This window comes from Neorhizobium populisoli (genome assembly GCF_019430945.1).
Lineage (GTDB): Bacteria > Pseudomonadota > Alphaproteobacteria > Rhizobiales > Rhizobiaceae > Neorhizobium > Neorhizobium populisoli.
Genome location: NZ_JAHYCB010000018.1, coordinates 63623 through 79146, shown reverse-complemented (window position 1 = coordinate 79146; position 15524 = coordinate 63623). Strand labels below are relative to the sequence as shown.

Genomic DNA, 15524 nt, shown 5'->3' with positions numbered 1-15524 from the left:
ACACGCCCCGATCTGATCTTGCAACCGGTATCAGCCGGTCAGATCGGGGCTCGTCGATGGGCATTGTGACGACCCGTCGGACATTTCTACTTTGCAAACCGGCGGACATTTCAACCTTGCCGCCACACGCGGGCCTCGCGAAGCGCGACGAAGTGGTCGCGTGACTTGCCGGAAATCTGCGGATTGCTGCTCTTCTGTTCGGTAACGGTGCTTTCCCAAAGCGCTTCGCGGCCGCCGGGACAATAGTCGTGGCCGGTGAAAAGCCGCGTTTCGTCCGGTAGCGACAGGATGGCCTGGATGGATTGCCAGAGGTCGAGCGCAGACCCACCGGGAAAATCCGCCCGCGCCGAACCGCTGTCCGGCATGAACAGCGTGTCGTGGATGAATGCGGCATTGCCGATGATATAGGTCACCGAGGCTAGGGTATGGCCAGGAGAGTGCATGACGCGCACATCGAGATTGCCGAGCGGGAAGATCTCGTCATGCTTGAAAAGCCGATCCCATTGGCTGCCGTTGCAGGCGAAGTCCGGCCAGTTATAGATATCGCCCCAGATTTTCTGCACCTGCCTGACATGTTCGCCGATGGCAGTCCGAGCGCCCGTTTTCGCCTTCAAATAATGCGCGGCGGAAAAATGATCGGCATGCGGATGCGTATCGAGAATCCACTCGACCGACAAGCCGTGTTTTTCGATATGACCGATAATGGCGTCGGCATTCGTGGTCGCCGTGGATCCGGATTTCTCGTCGAAATCCAAAACCGGATCGATGATGGCGCATTTCCGTGTTTGCGGATCGCTTACCACATATTGGATACTGCCTGTTCGTGCGTCATAAAAAGCCGCGACATCAGGCGATTGCATGGGCGCGGCCTTCTTGCTCGGCGAGCTTGGGGAAGAAGATCGCCCGTGAGGCGTCGAAAACATAATCCTCTTCGAACATCGGCGCATCGGCGGCAAGCTGCGCTACCGACTTGATGATGAAATCCACCTTCTCGTCGGAAAGCAGCACGCTGAAGTTCAGTCTCGTGAAGCCGGGCTTTTTGATCTCCTCGCCGGCAAGGATGGCCCGCCGCAGCTCATCGGATTGCTCGGCATCGATCGACAGCAGCCGGTGAACATATGGGCCGGCGCAGGCACAGCCACCGCGCGCCTGAATGCCGAAGCGATCGCTCAGCATGCGGGTGATGAGCTGCTGGTGGACATAGCCACCGCGGCCATTCTTGATCCTGAACGAGAAGATAGGCAGCCTGTCGGGCTTCGATAATCCGAGCAGTTCGAGTTGCGAAACGTCTTTCCAGGCCGCAAACGCCCTTTGCGCCAACGCGCGATTCCGCGCCTCCATCTGCTCAAGGCCGATCGCATGCTTCACGATGAACGCCAAAGCCGCCCGGATGTCTCCCACGACGTTCGGCGTGCCGGCTTCCTCGCGGGCCTCGAGACTGTCGCTGTAATCGTGAGAGTGCGGCGAGACGAATTTCACTGTGCCGCCACCCGGTAGCGAAGGTTTCCTGGTAACGGGGCCATCGCGACGGACGATCAAGATGCCAGATGCGCCCGGACCGCCGATGAACTTGTGGGGCGAAAGCACGATCGCGTCGATATCGGCTCCTTCACCCGGAGACATGGCGATCGGCACGTAAGGGCCGGCTCCCGCATAGTCCCAAACCATTTTCGCGCCGGCCGCCTTGACCATGCGGGTGATCGTCGCGACATCGCTGCGGATACCCGTGATATTGGATGCCGCTGAAAGCGTGCAGATGACAAGATCGGGAGAACCGCTACGGAGTGCGTCGTCAAGCTGTGCCAGGTCCGGACCGCCCCAGGGAGATTCAGCGAGCTCAACGATTTCCGCGTCGCTCTCGCGCCATGGAAGAATATTCGAATGGTGTTCGTATGGGCCGATGACGACCCGGACATGTTGGCCGACCGCCAGGGCTTCGGCTATTCCGAAGAGCTTGACGAGACGGTTCAGGCCGGACGTCGCGCCTGAACCCGTGAAGATCACCGCGTGCTTTTCGTTCGCGCCGCAGAAACCCGCAATCATGGCTCGGGCCTCGCGCCGCATACGCGTCATGAAGCCTCCGCAATAAGACGCTTCCGTGTGGCTGTTCGCGTAATAGGGCAGAACTTCGTCCAGCACGAAGTTCTCGATCTGGCGAAGCGCGCGCCCCGAGGCGACATAGTCGGCATAAACGAGAGTTTTGGCGCCGTAAGGGCCTTCGAGCTGCGTGTTCGCGCCGATCAGGCCCTTGTTCAAATCTGCCAGGTTGCTGACGAGATCTCGGTGAAATCGTGTAAGAGCGGTATCGTTCTGGTCGCAAGCAACGGGAGCGGTCACGGATAGCATCCTCTGGCTACGGCGTTGACAGCGATCATATTGTGCTTCAACGTCAAAAAACTCACCTTTTTCCTGCACTCGCGGTCAATATTTGGGTCAAATGATCGACAAGTCCGTCAAGATTGATAGTTTTGATCTGAAAATTCTCACGGCGTTGCAGAGAGATTCAAATCTGTCGCAACGCGATCTTGCCGAGAAGGTCGGCCTGTCTCAGAATGCCTGCTGGCGGCGGTTGCAGCGGCTTCATTCGACCGGATTGATCCGTGGCTCGCATATCGACGTCGATCTCTCCGCCTTGGGGCTGGATCTCACCGTCTTCGTGATGATCCGCACCCGGCATCACTCGAAGGAGTGGATCGATAGTTTTCGCGACCATGTTGAGCGCCTGCCGGAAGTCATCGACTTCTATCGCATCGGCGGCGAGTGGGACTACCTCATCAAGGTCGTCACCAGAGGCATGTCCGGCTACGACGCGTTCTATCAGAAGCTCATCACCAATTTCGATCTCGCGACGGTGACCGGTTTCTTCTCCATGGAAGCCATGATCGACAATCGCGGACTCGACCTCAGCCGCATGCGCTGAGGCCGGTCTCTCAGCTCCCCATTATCGCCGCGTTCGCGATCATCTGCCGCCCTTAAGGGCGGACGGAGCAATTTGTTCTGCGGTTGCCTCTCCGGAAGAAGATACGTGCTGCATCGCACACAAAATGTGCAAAAATTTTGTTTGCCCAAAAGTTAAGTATGCGATATTTGAATTGATGAAGATCAATGTTGCAAAATACGCATCATAGGCTCCCGGATGGAAATCAAGCAGATCGAAGTGTTTCTTGCGGTCATGAGCGCCGGGAGCATCACCGGTGCGGCGCGACTTCTGGATCGCTCCCAATCTCAGGTGACGAGGCTGATCCAGGAGCTTGAGGCTTCGATCGGTTTTGCTCTGTTCGAGCGTAGCGGCCCGCGCATCACCCCCACTTCGAAAGCGGTCGCGTTTCATGCGGATGCGGAGCGTTTCCTGACCGGCATCGGCCAGCTCAAGGAGCGCGCCAAGACCATCGCGTCGGCAGAACTGGCGCCGATCGAAATTGCCGCCATTCCGGCATTCGCCAGTGGCCTTTTGCCGTTGGCGCTCGCCGAAATGCCGGCCGAGCTGTTGCCCCGAAATATTCACCTGCGTAGCATTTCGGCCGAAGCTGCGGTGCAGTCTGTACTGGCGCGAACCGCCGATTTTTGCGTCGCGTCGTTGCCCATCGAGCATCCAGGGCTTGAGGTTCATGGGCTTTTCCAGGCTCCCTGCGTTGCAGCAATTGCGTCGGATGATCCTCTGGCTGCCCGGTCGAGCATTTCGGCAAGCGATCTCGCCGATCGCTGTATCATCACGATGGCCAATCCGTTCCGTCTGCGCCGGCGCGTGAATCAGGCCCTCGAGGCCGCTGCCGTACGACCGTCGATGATAGTCGACAGCAATGCGGCCATCAATGCGCTGCAACTGGCCTCGACCGGTTTCGGCGTCGCGATCGTCGAGCCTGCGACCGCCTATGGCATCCAGTTGAAGAACGTCGAGATCCGCCCGCTCGACATGGACATCCCCTTTCTGTGGGGCATTTTCTCAGCTCTTTCCAAGCCCTTGCCGGAAACTGCTCTTGAACTCATCCAGCTGATCATCCAGCTCTCCGCGGCGCGCATTCCTGGCTTCGTGGCGCATGATCCGGGTCAAATCGAGCGCGTTGCCGATGCAACATTCGGCGCCGACCAGCATGCACAGGAGCATTGATCGTGACTACTGAGCTTCAGCAGCCGGCGGCAGGTCTCGCGAGCCTCGAAGCGAGGCTTTCCGAAGATCTCTCCCTCCTTGAGCTTCCTCCCAAGGAATGGGTGCCGGCGACCGAACATGACGGCAAGCGTGTCTACGACGCCGTCATCATCGGCGCCGGCATGTGCGGCCTCGTGGCTGCCGCGTCGCTGAAGATGTTGGGAATGCACAACATCCTTTGCCTCGATCGTGCTCCGGAGGGGCGTGAGGGCCCATGGATCACCTATGCGCGGATGGAAACGCTGCGCTCGCCCAAGCAATTGACCGGGCCGGCGCTCGGCCTGCCGTCGTTGACGTTCCGTGCCTGGTATGTGGCCCAGTTCGGTGCCGATGCCTGGGACGCGCTTGGCAAGATCCCCAAGGGCCAGTGGATGGATTATCTGGTCTGGTACCGCAAGGTCCTGTCCTTGCCGGTGCGAAATCTGGTCACCGTAACGAGTATGATCCCCGTCAACGACGATCTCGTCGCACTCGATATGGCCGATGAGGCAAGCGGCAAGTCCGAGGTCATCCATGCGCGCCACGTCGTTCTTGCGACCGGGCGGGATGGTCTCGGTGGCGGCTTCGTGCCCGAATTCGTCAAGCGCGTCGACAGCAGATATTGGGCGCATTCCGCCGACGACATCGATTTCGCCGCCCTGAAAGGCAAGCGCGTCGCGGTAGTCGGCGCCGGTGCCTCGGGCATGGACAACGCGGCAACCGCGCTCGAAGCGGGTGCCGCCGCAGTCGATATGATCATTCGCCGCAAGGTCATGCCGCGCGTCAACAAGTTTACGGGCATTTCCAGCCAGGGCGTGGTGCAGGGCTTTGCCGGCCTCAGCGATGAATGGAAGTGGAAATTCCTGGATTATGTCCTGGGCGCCCAGACGCCGCCGCCGCGCGATTCGACGTTGCGTGTCTCGCGCCATCCGAACGGCCGTTTCTTTCTCGGCACCGGCGTAACGGGGCTGCACGCAAACGAAGGCAAGGTGATCGTCGAAACGGCGCGGGGCGATCTTGACTATGACTTCGTCATCTTCGCGACCGGCTTCAATGTCGATCTCGAAATGCGGCCGGAGCTGAAGCATTTTGCGCCATTCATCCGCTTCTGGAAGGATTCTTTCGCGGCGGAAGAAGGCATGGAAAACGGCGAACTGGCCACCTCGCCCTATCTCGGTCCGGACTTCGAATTTCTCGAAAAGACACCAGGCAGCTGCCCTTCGCTTCGCTTGGTGCACTGCTTCAACTATCCGGCATCGCTCAGCCACGGCAAGCTTTCCGGCGATATTCCGGCCGTCAGCAATGGTGGGCGCCGCCTGGCGCGCGGCATTGCCCGCAGCCTTTTCGTTGCCGACCGCGAAACGCATTTCGCCAACCTGATGGCCTACGAGACCCCGGAATTGCTCGGCGACGAGTGGACAGATTCCGCCGCCATGCTCGATGATCTTCGGAAGGGCGCCGCCGAATGACGACCTTTTTCGCCAAAGCCGGTGAGGGATCTCCATGACGCGCTTTCTGGCGGCCAAGATAGGGGAATCGCTACTCGCGATCTGGGGCGTGGTGACGATCGTGTTTTTCGTCAGCCGCGTGCTTGGCGACCCGGCCGTACTTCTATTGCCAGTCGGTGCCGGCCAGCAGGATATCGATTCACTGCGCGCGGCACTTGGCCTCGACCGGCCAATCCTCGAACAGTATTTCTGGTCGCTGCTGTCCATGCTGAAAGGCGATTTCGGCATGTCTTTCCAGCATCAGCGCCCGGCCATGGAGGTCGTGCTGGAGAGAATGCCGGCAACGGCCATGCTCGCGGCCACCGCACTTGTGTTCGGAACGTTGATCGGCGCTACGGCTGGCGCCGTTGCCGCCCTCAGGCGCGGCACCATCTCGGAATTCATCGTCATGATCGCGGCGCTGCTGGGGCAGGCGACCCCTGTCTTCTGGCTTGGCATCATGTTGATCCTGGTCTTCTCAGTGGATCTCGGCTGGTTCCCGACGGGCGGCTCGGGCACCTGGGCGCATCTCGTCCTGCCGGGCTTGACGCTGGCAGTCTTCGTTTCCGCCTCGATCGCCCGTCTCTTGAGATCGTCGTTGCTCGACATCATGCGCGAAGACTATGTGCGCACCGCACGCGCCAAAGGCCTGATGCCGCGCACCGTGTTCTTCTGGCATATCGCCCGCAATGCGCTGATACCAGTCGTCACGATGATCGGCATCATTGCGGGCGAATTGCTTGGCGGGTCGGTTGTGATCGAGACAGTATTCGCCTGGCCGGGCGTAGGTCGCATCATCATGCAGGCCATCCAGAACCAGGATTTTCCGGTTATCCAGGCCGGTGTCGCGCTGGTCGCGGCCATCTTCATTGTCATCAACCTCGTGGTCGATCTGCTTTACGGCGTGCTCGATCCGCGCATCCGGCGGCGATAGGGCGGCACATCATGAAGTCCTTTTTCCTCGCCCTTCTCAAAAGCCGCGCCGGTCTGTTCGGTTTCGTGCTGGTGCTGGTTTTCGTGCTGGCCGCGCTTTTGGCGCCCTATCTCGGACTGCCGGTGCCGACCCGCTCCAACCTCGTGGCACGCATGGTCGCGCCAACTTGGACAGGGGCGTTCTCGCCGGGCGCGCATCCGCTCGGAACCGATGAACTCGGGCGCGATATTCTCTCGCGCATCGTCCATGGAAGCCGTGTGACGCTGGCGATCGCCGCGGCAGCTGTCGTGCTCGGCGGGATCGTCGGCACGTTGCTCGGCATCGTCGCAGGCTATTATCGAGGCATGGTTGACCGCGTGCTGATGCGCATCGTCGATATCCAGCTCGCCCTGCCGCTGATGTTGCTCGCCTTGCTGGTTATCGCCGCGCTCGGGCCATCCACGACCAACCTCATCATCGTCCTGTCGCTGACCAGCTGGCTGCGATACGCCCGCATCATTCGCGGGCAAGTGCTGGCTCTGCGCGAGCGGGAGTTCATTTTGTCCGCTCACGCCATTGGCGCCGGCACATGGCGGATCATGATCAAACATCTTCTCCCCAATGTCATGACCCCGGCGCTGGTCATAGCGACGCTGGAATTGGCGCGCATCATCATCATGGATGCCGCGCTGTCCTTCCTCGGCCTCGGCGTTCAGCCGCCGAACCCGAGCTGGGGACGCATGCTTGCCGATGGCCGCGTCTACATCTCGACGGCCTGGTGGATCGTCACATTCCCGGGGATCGCCATCCTGCTCACCGTGCTCAGCGTCAACCTCCTGGGTGACTGGCTGCGCGATTATTTCGACCCGAAACTGAGGACGATGCGATGAACCAGATTTCCTCCTCCAATTTGCCGCCTCGCGTCAACCGTCTCAAGGGCGCGATGGACAAGCAGGGCGTTGACGTCATCGTCTCCTTCAAGCCGGAAAACAGCTTTTATTTCACCGGCTTCAACCCGATCATCTATTCCCACCCGGTCATCGCCATCCTGACGCCGAACCGGGATCCGATCATGCTTGTTCATGCGCTGCGTGACGATCATGGCCGGGCCAGTGCCTGGGTGCCGGATATCCGTCTCTACGGTTCGTGGTCGACGAAGGTGACGATGGGGCCGAACTGGCAGGATGCGCTTGCATCGATCCTCGGCGACCTGGGCGTCGCGGACAAGGCGGTCGGGATCGAGGAGGACTTCATCTCGATCAGCCGCCTCAGCCAGCTTAGCAAGGCGCTGCCGAATGCGAAATTCGCCGATGTCAGCCACCTCATCGATCACTGCCGCCTCATCAAGGATCCGGACGAGATTGCCCATGCCCGCATTGCGGCGCGTGTCGCAGATCTCGGCATGGATACCGCTGTGGCGGCACTTGCCGCGGGTGGCAACGAGCGCGAAGTTTGTATCGCGTCCATGCACGAGATGAACAAGCTCTGGGCAGCCGAATATCCGGATGTCGAGGTGGCGGACTTCGGTTCGCTGGAAGGCGGCGTGCAGAACGGCATGGCGACATGGGCGCTTTCCGGCCCCCGCATGTTCTACAATTGCGATAATCCGACGACCCGCAAGCCGCAACGCGGCGAGGCGGTCTCCGTGCTGATCTGGACGATCGCCAACGGCATTCACGCGGAAAACGAGCGCACGATCGCCATGGGACCGCTACCGGACGTCAACAAGCGGGCGCTCGACGCAATCCACGAAATCCGTAACGAGGTCGATGCCTATATCAAGCCCGGCACGCCGTACAGGGAACTCTTCGAGCGCACCCGCGAAGGCCTCAAGGCACGCGGCTACGGCGCAAATATTCCCGGCCGCATCGGTCACGGCATCGGTCTCGGGGCGCATGAACATTCGTCGCTCGATGCCAATTCCCCTCTCGTGCTCGAGCCGGGGATGATCTTCACGTTCGAACCGAACATCCGTGTTCCCGGTGTTTGCGCGACGCAGATTTCCGACACGGTTCTCGTCACGGAGACCGGCCGCGATTACCTGACCCGCTCGGCCGGCGGCTATCTGGAGGTCTGATCGTCCATGGCGCCGCTGCTCGAAGTACGCAACCTGACCGTCGCCTTCGATACACCGTCCGGCACGGTGCATGCCGTCAACGACGTTTCCTATACCATTGAGGAAGGGGAGACGCTGGGGATCGTCGGCGAGTCCGGTTCGGGCAAGAGCGTACATGCCCTGTCGATGGTGGGGCTGATCGCTACGCCGCCGGGCCGTATCGTGCGGGGTGAGGTGGTTTTCAACGGTCGCGATCTGCTGAAACTCTCGCAGCGCGAGCTTCTCGACCTGCGGGGCAAAGAGATTGGCTTTGTTTTTCAGGACCCGATGACATCTCTCAATCCGGTCCTGACCGTCGAGAGGCAGATTGCAGAGCCGTTGAAGCGGCATTTCGGCATGACGTCTGCGCAGGCGCGCGCTCGCGTCATCGAACTTCTGGAACTTGTCGGAATTCCGGACGCGGCGCGTCGCGCCGGGCAGTATCCGCACGAGTTCTCCGGCGGCATGCGCCAGCGTGTGATGATCGCCATCGGCATTTCTTGCAATCCGAAACTGCTCATCGCCGACGAGGCCACGACGGCACTCGACGTGACTGTCCAGGCGCAGATCCTCGACCTCGTTCGCGACCTGAAACGCAAGATCGGCACGACCGTGATCTGGATCACCCACGACATGGGTGTGGTGGCAGGTCTCGCCGATACCGTGCAGGTCATGTATGGCGGGCGCATCATGGAGCGTGGACCAGTTCGGTCCGTCTTCCACGATCCGCGCAGTGCCTATACCTGGGGTCTTCTCAAATCCCTGCCGCATGGCGGCAAGCGCGGTGTGACGCGGCTCTACCAGATCCCCGGCAATCCGCCCGATCTGACACGGGATCCCATCGGCGACCCGTTCGCGCCCCGCAATCCCTTTGCCACGGATCGCTGCAAGGTCGAGACGCCGCCGCTCGTCGACGCGGCCGATAGTGTTGCCGGTCACAAGGTTGCTGCCTGGTATGATCTGCGGGCCGCACTCGCAACGCAGGAGGCGAGGCCATGAGCGAGACCCTTTCGGCCCGTCAACAGCCGCTCGTTTCCGTCAACCGGCTCTGCAAGACCTATGGCGGCGAGAAAAGCTTCTTCGGCGGTGCCACGCCGTTGTTGAAGGCCGTCAATAATGTAAGTTTCGAGATCGCTGCAGGCGAAACGCTGGGCCTGGTCGGGGAATCCGGCTCCGGCAAAAGCACGACGGGACGCGTCCTGTTGCAGCTCGAACAACCGACCAGCGGCGAGATATCCTTCAAGGGCAATAACATCACCGGCCTGTCCAAGCCGATGCTGAAGCCCTATCGGCGCGATATGCAGATCATCTTCCAGGATCCGTATGCCTCGCTCAATCCACGCATGACGGTCGGCGAGTTTGTCGGCGAGCCGCTGGATGTGCATCGCCTCGCGACCTCCCGCTCGGAACGGGAAGACCGGGTCGCCGGGCTTTTCCGCAAGGTCGGTCTCGATCCGGCGTTCATGAAGCGCTACCCGCATGAGTTTTCCGGCGGACAGCGCCAACGAGTGAACATCGCACGGGCCATCGCGCTCGACCCGGCGTTCATCGTGGCCGACGAGCCGATTACCGCTCTGGACGTTTCGATCCAGGCGCAGATCGTCAACCTGTTCCAGGATCTCCAGGATGAGCTTGGCCTCACCTACCTGTTCATCGCCCATGACCTGTCGATGATCCGCTATCTCTGCCACCGCGTCGCCGTGATGCTGCGTGGCCGGATTGTCGAGGTCGGTCCCTGTGAAGCGATTTTCGAAAACCCGCAGCATCCCTATACGCGGGCGCTGCTGTCGGCGATCCCCGTTCCCGATCCGGATATTGAGCGTAACCGCCGGCCCGTTTCCTTTGACGTCAACGCCAATATCCCCCCGGAGGCAGCCGTGCTGCGGCCCGTCGGCGAGGGGCATTTCGTGCTGGAGGCTTGAAGCGGGATGCACCTTTTCGCGACGCATTTTGGAACCTATGAAGTCGCCGCGGATGTGGACGGAAAACCATGCCTGAAGCCGTTCCGGCACGATCCGGACCCGGCCGAGATGGGACTTGGTTATCTGGAACTGGCCGATCATCCCGAACGTATTCGTGCGCCGATGGTGCGTCGCTCATGGCTGGAAAGCGGCCCGCTCGCCCGGACGGGTGGGCAGCGAGGCAAGGAAGACTTCGTCGAAGTTTCCTGGGATCAGGTTTCGACGATCATCGCCGACGAGCTTCGCCGGGTTCACTCCACCCATGGCGGCCAAGCGGTTTTTGGCGGCTCCTATGGCTGGGCCAGCGCCGGGCGGTTCCATCATGCTCAAAGCCAGCTGAAGCGGCTCCTCAATCTTGTCGGCGGCTTCACATCGTCTGTCAACACCTATTCCTACGGTGCGGCCGGAGTGCTGCTGCCTCACATTCTCGGCGTAGACTACAAGGACGCCTGCGATACGTCGCCGTCCTGGAGCGACATTGCCGATAACTGCGAGCTGCTCATCGGTTTTGGCGGCTTCCGGCTGACGAATGCGCAAGTCGAGGCGGGCGGCACCGGCAGCCATCGCGCCGTCGAGTGGTTGCGGCGTTGCCAGGAGCGCGGGGTGCGCTTTGTCGTGTTGAGCCCGGCGGCCAGCGATGCTCCGACGGGTCCGAATGTTCGGCATATCCCGATCCGGCCCAATACCGATACGGCCGTCATGCTCGGCATGTGCCACACGTTGCTGGCTCAGGGGCTCTTCAACGAGAGTTTCCTTCGCCATTGCACGGTCGGTTTTGCCGAGTTCGAAAGTTATCTGATCGGCGAGAAGGACGGCACACCGAAGGATGCCGCCTGGGCCTCGAAGCTCTCGGGTGTTCCGGAAGAAGCCATCACCGAACTGGCCGGCGAGCTGCACGATTGCCGAAGCCTGATCAATGTCGCGTGGTCGCTTCAGCGCGCACGTTTTGGCGAACAACCATTCTGGTCGGCGATCGCACTGGCTTCCATGGCGGGCCATGTCGGCCAGCGAGGTTGCGGTTTTTCCTTCGGGCTGACGTCCGTCAATTCGACCGGCCAGCCGGTCAGACGCCTGAAAGGCCCTGCATTCGAGCAGGGTAAAAACCCCGTACGGCACTATATCCCGGTTGCCCGTATCACCGAACTTCTGGAAAAATCCGGCGGAGCCATCGATTATGACGGGCTTGGCCTCGAAATGCCGGATATCCGGCTTGTCTGGTGGGCGGGAGGAAACCCGTTTCACCACCATCAGGACTTGAACCGGTTGGCTGAAGCCTTCCGTCGCCCCGATACAGTCATCGTTACCGAAAACATGTGGACGGGGACCGCCAGGATGGCGGACATCGTGCTGCCTTCGGCCTTTCCCTTCGAGCGTGACGATCTGGCGGCCTCCTCGCGTGACAACTGGCTGGTCTACAGCCGCCGTGCGATGGAACCTCCGGCCGGTATTCTCACCGATCACGAAGCCTATTGCCTCATCGCCGAGAAACTGGGCTGCCTCGACGCTTTCACTGAAAAGCTCGGAATCGAAGAATGGCTGGCGCGGATCTACGAAGGATATCGCGAACGATATCCCGAACTACCGGATTTTCAGGCGTTTCGTCTAAGAGGCTTTGCGGTGCTCGATGAGGGCGAGGATGCACCGGCGCCGGCCGACCACTTCCGTCATTTTGTCGCCGACCCCGTTGCCCACCCGCTGAAAACGCCGAGCGGCAGGATCGAAATCGCTTCCGCGATCGGCGCTTTCGGTTATCCGGACATGGGCGATCACCCGACATGGATGCCGCCGGAAGAATGGCTTGGAGCAGAGCTCGCCGAGCGGCATCCTATCCACCTTCTTTCCCCGCAGCCCGCACATCGCCTGCATGGCCAGCTGGAATATGGCTCCGTTAGCCAGAAGGCCAAGTTGAACGGTTACGAGCGCTTCACGCTGAACGCTGCCGATGCAGCTTCGCTGGAGTTGAAGGATGACCAACTCTGCGAACTTTACAATGATCGTGGCCGGACGATTGCCGCTCTGTCGATCGATGCCGGACTATCGCCGGGCGTTGCCGTTCTACCCGCCGGCGGCTGGTTCCGACCTGATGGTGCTGGCGTGGACCACGGCGGCAATCCGAACACGCTCACCGCAATCACGCCCGCGTCCCATCTGTCGCAGGCGACCGCTCCCAATTCCTGCCTGATTTCGATCCGTGCGTGGCACGGATCGGCGGGCGGCTTCTGAGATGAGGATTGAAGGTATGGACCAGATCGATATTCTTTCGGGCCTGAGAGTGGACGGTGAAGTCTATCGCATCCGCCGCGAGCGGCCGGACTATGTCGATGGCGCAGAAATCTGCCGGGAGGCAGTCCTGTCGCCGAACCACGGCTTCGGTCTGGGACCGGCGCTGCGTGCCGCCCTGGCCGCCCGCATGGCACGCATGATCGGCCGCAACGATCTCGCACGCAGCTATGAACTGATGCTGGAAGAGGCCGGTGCTGCCGAAGCACTGACCGCGATCGCATCGGCCGCCGAGCTTCCGAAGCATCAGGATGGTTTTACGGCCGCGATCGTCCGGCACGCCGATCTGGTGACGAAGACGCCGCGCAACAACACAAAGGCCGATATCGAGCGCCTTGAGGCGGCCGGGCTTTCCAATCCGCAAATCATCGCGCTTTCCGAGCTGATCGCCTTCGTCAATTTCGAGGCGCGCATCATCGCTGGTCTGGAATTGCTGGAGCAGGTGGCATGAACACGTCGCGTTTCAAGGTGAAGGCTCTTTCCTGGGCACCCTATATCGAGCCGGTCGATGTCGCTTCGGCGACCGAGGAACAGCTTGCCGCGATGCAGGTGACGCCGTCGAACACGAAGGTTTCTCCCTATGTGCGGACACTGGCGCATGATCCGGAATCCTATGTGGCGCGGACGAAACTGTTCAACGCGATCATGTATGCCAAGGGTGGCCTCGATCGGGCGGAGCGGGAACTCGGGGCTCTGGTCGCTTCGGCCGTCAACCGTTGCGTCTACTGTGCCTCCGTCCATGCCCGCCGTTATGTCGAGCTTTCCGAGCGAGCGGATGTGGTCGAGGAAATCTACGTGCGTGGCCTCGAAGGCCCGTTCGAACCCAAGATCCAGGCCATCGTCGATTTCTGCAAAGCGCTGTCCGAAACGCCGTCAAAGGTGACGAAAGAGCAGACGCAGGCGCTGCGCGAACACGGTCTCTCCAAGGCGGAGATTGTCGATCTCATCCATTCCGCGGCGATTTTCGGTTGGGCCAACCGGCTGATGCACACGCTTGGCCATTCGACGCCGGTGGACGGAAAATAGGGCGGGGACGCTCATTCTCGATCGGTTGCGAGATAGAGCAGTTCTTTCCTTGTTCGTCTAAATAAATGCATGAAGATAAAGCATATTTCAAAACAACGGAGACGGAACATGAAACGGAAACTGATTTCTGCCGCAGTGGCGCTTGGCGCTCTGATGTCGTCGACTGCGCTGGCGCAGGACAAGACCCTGACGGTGGCGGTGACGAACATGATGAACACGTTCGATCCGCATATGACCGCGTCGGTTGGGACGGATCTCAGCCTTCTCAGCCATATCTATCCGTCACTGGTGTTGCGCGCGCCGGACATGAAGGTCAAGCCGGCTCTCGCCACCGAATGGACGGCGGTTGACGATCTGACATGGCGCATCAAGCTGCGATCGGACGCATCCTTCGCCGATGGCGAGAAAATCGACGCCGAGCTCGTCAAGTGGAATTTCGATCGCGTCCGCGACCCGGCCGTCAACGCCCGCATCAAGGCCTGGTTCACGCTGATCTCGGACGTCAAGGTCGTCAGCCCAACCGAGCTGGAGATCAAGACGAGTTCGCCATACCCGGCGATGATCGAGCAGCTCTCGATGTTCTTCCTCCTGCCGCCGAAATGGGCGGCAGATCACAAGCCCGCCAGCGAGACCACCTCCGGCGGTCCTTACAAGATCACCTCGGTCAAGCCGGGCGAAAGCATCACGCTGGAAGCCAATGACAAATACTGGGGAGAGAAGCCCGCTTTCTCCAAATACACGATCCGCGTCATTCCGGATGCCGCAAGCCGCGTTGCAGCGCTTCTTGCCGGTGAAGTCGATTTCATCAATTCGATCCCGACGACCGAAATCGAACGCATCAAGGGCACCGGGAAAGCCCAGGCCGGCGCCGTGCCGAGCACTCGCACCGTCTTCATCAAGTTCAACACGCAGAAGGCGCCGCTCGACAACAAGCTCTTCCGCCAAGCCCTCAATTATGCGGTCGACAAGGAAGGTATCGTCAAGGCGATCTTCAACGATCAGGCGGAAATCGCCCGTTGCGAAGTCATGTCGAAGGCCTATTTCGGTTTCAATCCGAACCTTAAGCCTTACGCCTATGATCCTGAAAAAGCCGCTGATTTGCTGAAACAGGCAGGCGGCGCTCCGGCTCAGCCGATCGAACTGGAGGTTCCCTCGGGCACCTATCTCAACGGCGAGGAAGTGGTGCAGGCGGTTGCCAGCCAGCTGGAAGAAATCGGCGTCAAGACCAAGATCGTCGAGATGCAGTTCAGTAACTGGATGGACAAGTACCTGAAGACCAAGGATCTCGGCCGCCTCAGCCTGCTCAGCCAGGCATGGCCGACGATCGATGCCGACGGTCTGCTGACCCTGTTCGAGCCGGGCAACATGTACGCCTACTGGAACAATGCCGAATTCGGCAAGCTGCTGGTCGAAGGGCGTTCGACGATGGATCAGACAAAGCGGCTGGCGACCTACAAGAAGGCGACCGAGGTCATGTGCGATGAGGCGCCGGTATTGTTCCTCTATACGCAACCGACCACCTATGGCCTGTCAAAGCGAATCACCTGGGCGGCGCGCGGTGACGACTGGGTCCGCGCTTTCGACATGAAGCCTGCCAACTAAGCGATCGATCAAATTGGAGCCGCGCGAGAGCGTG

13 protein-coding genes and 1 pseudogene are annotated in these 15524 nt (G+C 60.6%); 12 read left to right on the top strand and 2 right to left on the bottom strand.

Translation table 11 applies throughout. From position 1 onward, the window contains the following. Nucleotides 1-128 precede the first annotated feature (128 nt). Together KX729_RS30305 and KX729_RS30300 are read right to left on the bottom strand one after the other, a co-directional pair. Nucleotides 129-845: pseudogene (locus KX729_RS30305) on the bottom strand (MBL fold metallo-hydrolase); the annotation flags it as partial. Nucleotide 846: 1 nt separating this feature from the next. Next, nucleotides 847-2337 carry an aminotransferase class V-fold PLP-dependent enzyme gene (locus KX729_RS30300; protein WP_376776096.1) on the bottom strand — a complete coding sequence of 497 codons (1491 nt, stop codon included), beginning with the start codon at nt 2335-2337 and terminating at the stop codon, nt 847-849. 100 nt (nt 2338-2437) lie between these two features. Here KX729_RS30300 and KX729_RS30295 point away from each other — a divergent pair, with 100 nt between their 5' ends. From KX729_RS30295 to KX729_RS30240, 12 genes are all read left to right on the top strand, one after another. Further along, entirely contained in the window at nt 2438-2920 is a 483-nt protein-coding gene (locus tag KX729_RS30295; RefSeq protein WP_219746172.1) for an Lrp/AsnC family transcriptional regulator, read from the top strand. Nucleotides 2921-3136: 216 nt separating this feature from the next. Then, on the top strand, nt 3137-4108 hold the full coding sequence (locus KX729_RS30290; protein ID WP_219746171.1) for a LysR family transcriptional regulator: 972 nt from the start codon (nt 3137-3139) through the stop codon (nt 4106-4108). Nucleotides 4109-4110: 2 nt separating this feature from the next. Further along, nucleotides 4111-5595 carry an NAD(P)-binding domain-containing protein gene (locus tag KX729_RS30285; RefSeq protein WP_219746170.1) on the top strand — a complete coding sequence of 495 codons (1485 nt, stop codon included), beginning with the start codon at nt 4111-4113 and terminating at the stop codon, nt 5593-5595. Nucleotides 5596-5629: 34 nt separating this feature from the next. Beyond that, nucleotides 5630-6547: an ABC transporter permease gene (locus KX729_RS30280; RefSeq protein ID WP_219746169.1), complete on the top strand. Its 918-nt coding sequence runs from the start codon at nt 5630-5632 to the stop codon at nt 6545-6547. Between the two features lie 11 nt (nt 6548-6558). Then, nucleotides 6559-7416, top strand: a complete 858-nt coding sequence (locus KX729_RS30275) for an ABC transporter permease (RefSeq protein ID WP_219746168.1) — start codon at nt 6559-6561, stop codon at nt 7414-7416. Beyond that, complete coding sequence (locus KX729_RS30270) at nt 7413-8603, top strand: M24 family metallopeptidase (protein ID WP_219746167.1); 1191 nt, start codon at nt 7413-7415, stop codon at nt 8601-8603. Before KX729_RS30275 ends, KX729_RS30270 begins: the two co-directional genes overlap by 4 nt. A 6-nt stretch (nt 8604-8609) precedes the next feature. Continuing rightward, nucleotides 8610-9620 carry an ABC transporter ATP-binding protein gene (locus KX729_RS30265; RefSeq protein ID WP_219746166.1) on the top strand — a complete coding sequence of 337 codons (1011 nt, stop codon included), beginning with the start codon at nt 8610-8612 and terminating at the stop codon, nt 9618-9620. Next, complete coding sequence (locus KX729_RS30260; RefSeq protein ID WP_219746165.1) at nt 9617-10543, top strand: ABC transporter ATP-binding protein; 927 nt, start codon at nt 9617-9619, stop codon at nt 10541-10543. The genes KX729_RS30265 and KX729_RS30260 overlap by 4 nt, the downstream gene beginning before the upstream one ends. A gap of 6 nt (nt 10544-10549) precedes the next feature. Beyond that, nucleotides 10550-12805, top strand: a complete 2256-nt coding sequence (locus KX729_RS30255) for a molybdopterin-dependent oxidoreductase (RefSeq protein WP_219746164.1) — start codon at nt 10550-10552, stop codon at nt 12803-12805. A gap of 16 nt (nt 12806-12821) precedes the next feature. After that, nucleotides 12822-13313: a CMD domain-containing protein gene (locus KX729_RS30250; RefSeq protein WP_219746163.1), complete on the top strand. Its 492-nt coding sequence runs from the start codon at nt 12822-12824 to the stop codon at nt 13311-13313. Continuing rightward, entirely contained in the window at nt 13310-13888 is a 579-nt protein-coding gene (locus KX729_RS30245; protein WP_219746162.1) for a peroxidase-related enzyme, read from the top strand. Before KX729_RS30250 ends, KX729_RS30245 begins: the two co-directional genes overlap by 4 nt. A gap of 108 nt (nt 13889-13996) precedes the next feature. Continuing rightward, entirely contained in the window at nt 13997-15490 is a 1494-nt protein-coding gene (locus KX729_RS30240; RefSeq protein WP_219746161.1) for an ABC transporter substrate-binding protein, read from the top strand. The last annotated feature ends 34 nt before the right edge of the window (nt 15491-15524 follow it).

Excerpts from the sequence above, each read along its gene's own strand:
- KX729_RS30260 (WP_219746165.1), top strand. The coding sequence starts at position 9,617 with ATGAGCGAGACCCTTTCGGCCCGTCAACAGCCGCTCGTTTCCGTCAAC.
- KX729_RS30275 (WP_219746168.1), top strand. The coding sequence starts at position 6,559 with ATGAAGTCCTTTTTCCTCGCCCTTCTCAAAAGCCGCGCCGGTCTGTTC.
- KX729_RS30245 (WP_219746162.1), top strand. The coding sequence starts at position 13,310 with ATGAACACGTCGCGTTTCAAGGTGAAGGCTCTTTCCTGGGCACCCTAT.
- KX729_RS30295 (WP_219746172.1), top strand. The coding sequence starts at position 2,438 with ATGATCGACAAGTCCGTCAAGATTGATAGTTTTGATCTGAAAATTCTC.
- KX729_RS30265 (WP_219746166.1), top strand. The coding sequence starts at position 8,610 with ATGGCGCCGCTGCTCGAAGTACGCAACCTGACCGTCGCCTTCGATACA.
- KX729_RS30240 (WP_219746161.1), top strand. The coding sequence starts at position 13,997 with ATGAAACGGAAACTGATTTCTGCCGCAGTGGCGCTTGGCGCTCTGATG.
- KX729_RS30270 (WP_219746167.1), top strand. The coding sequence starts at position 7,413 with ATGAACCAGATTTCCTCCTCCAATTTGCCGCCTCGCGTCAACCGTCTC.
- KX729_RS30250 (WP_219746163.1), top strand. The coding sequence starts at position 12,822 with ATGGACCAGATCGATATTCTTTCGGGCCTGAGAGTGGACGGTGAAGTC.
- KX729_RS30290 (WP_219746171.1), top strand. The coding sequence starts at position 3,137 with ATGGAAATCAAGCAGATCGAAGTGTTTCTTGCGGTCATGAGCGCCGGG.
- KX729_RS30280 (WP_219746169.1), top strand. The coding sequence starts at position 5,630 with ATGACGCGCTTTCTGGCGGCCAAGATAGGGGAATCGCTACTCGCGATC.
- KX729_RS30255 (WP_219746164.1), top strand. The coding sequence starts at position 10,550 with ATGCACCTTTTCGCGACGCATTTTGGAACCTATGAAGTCGCCGCGGAT.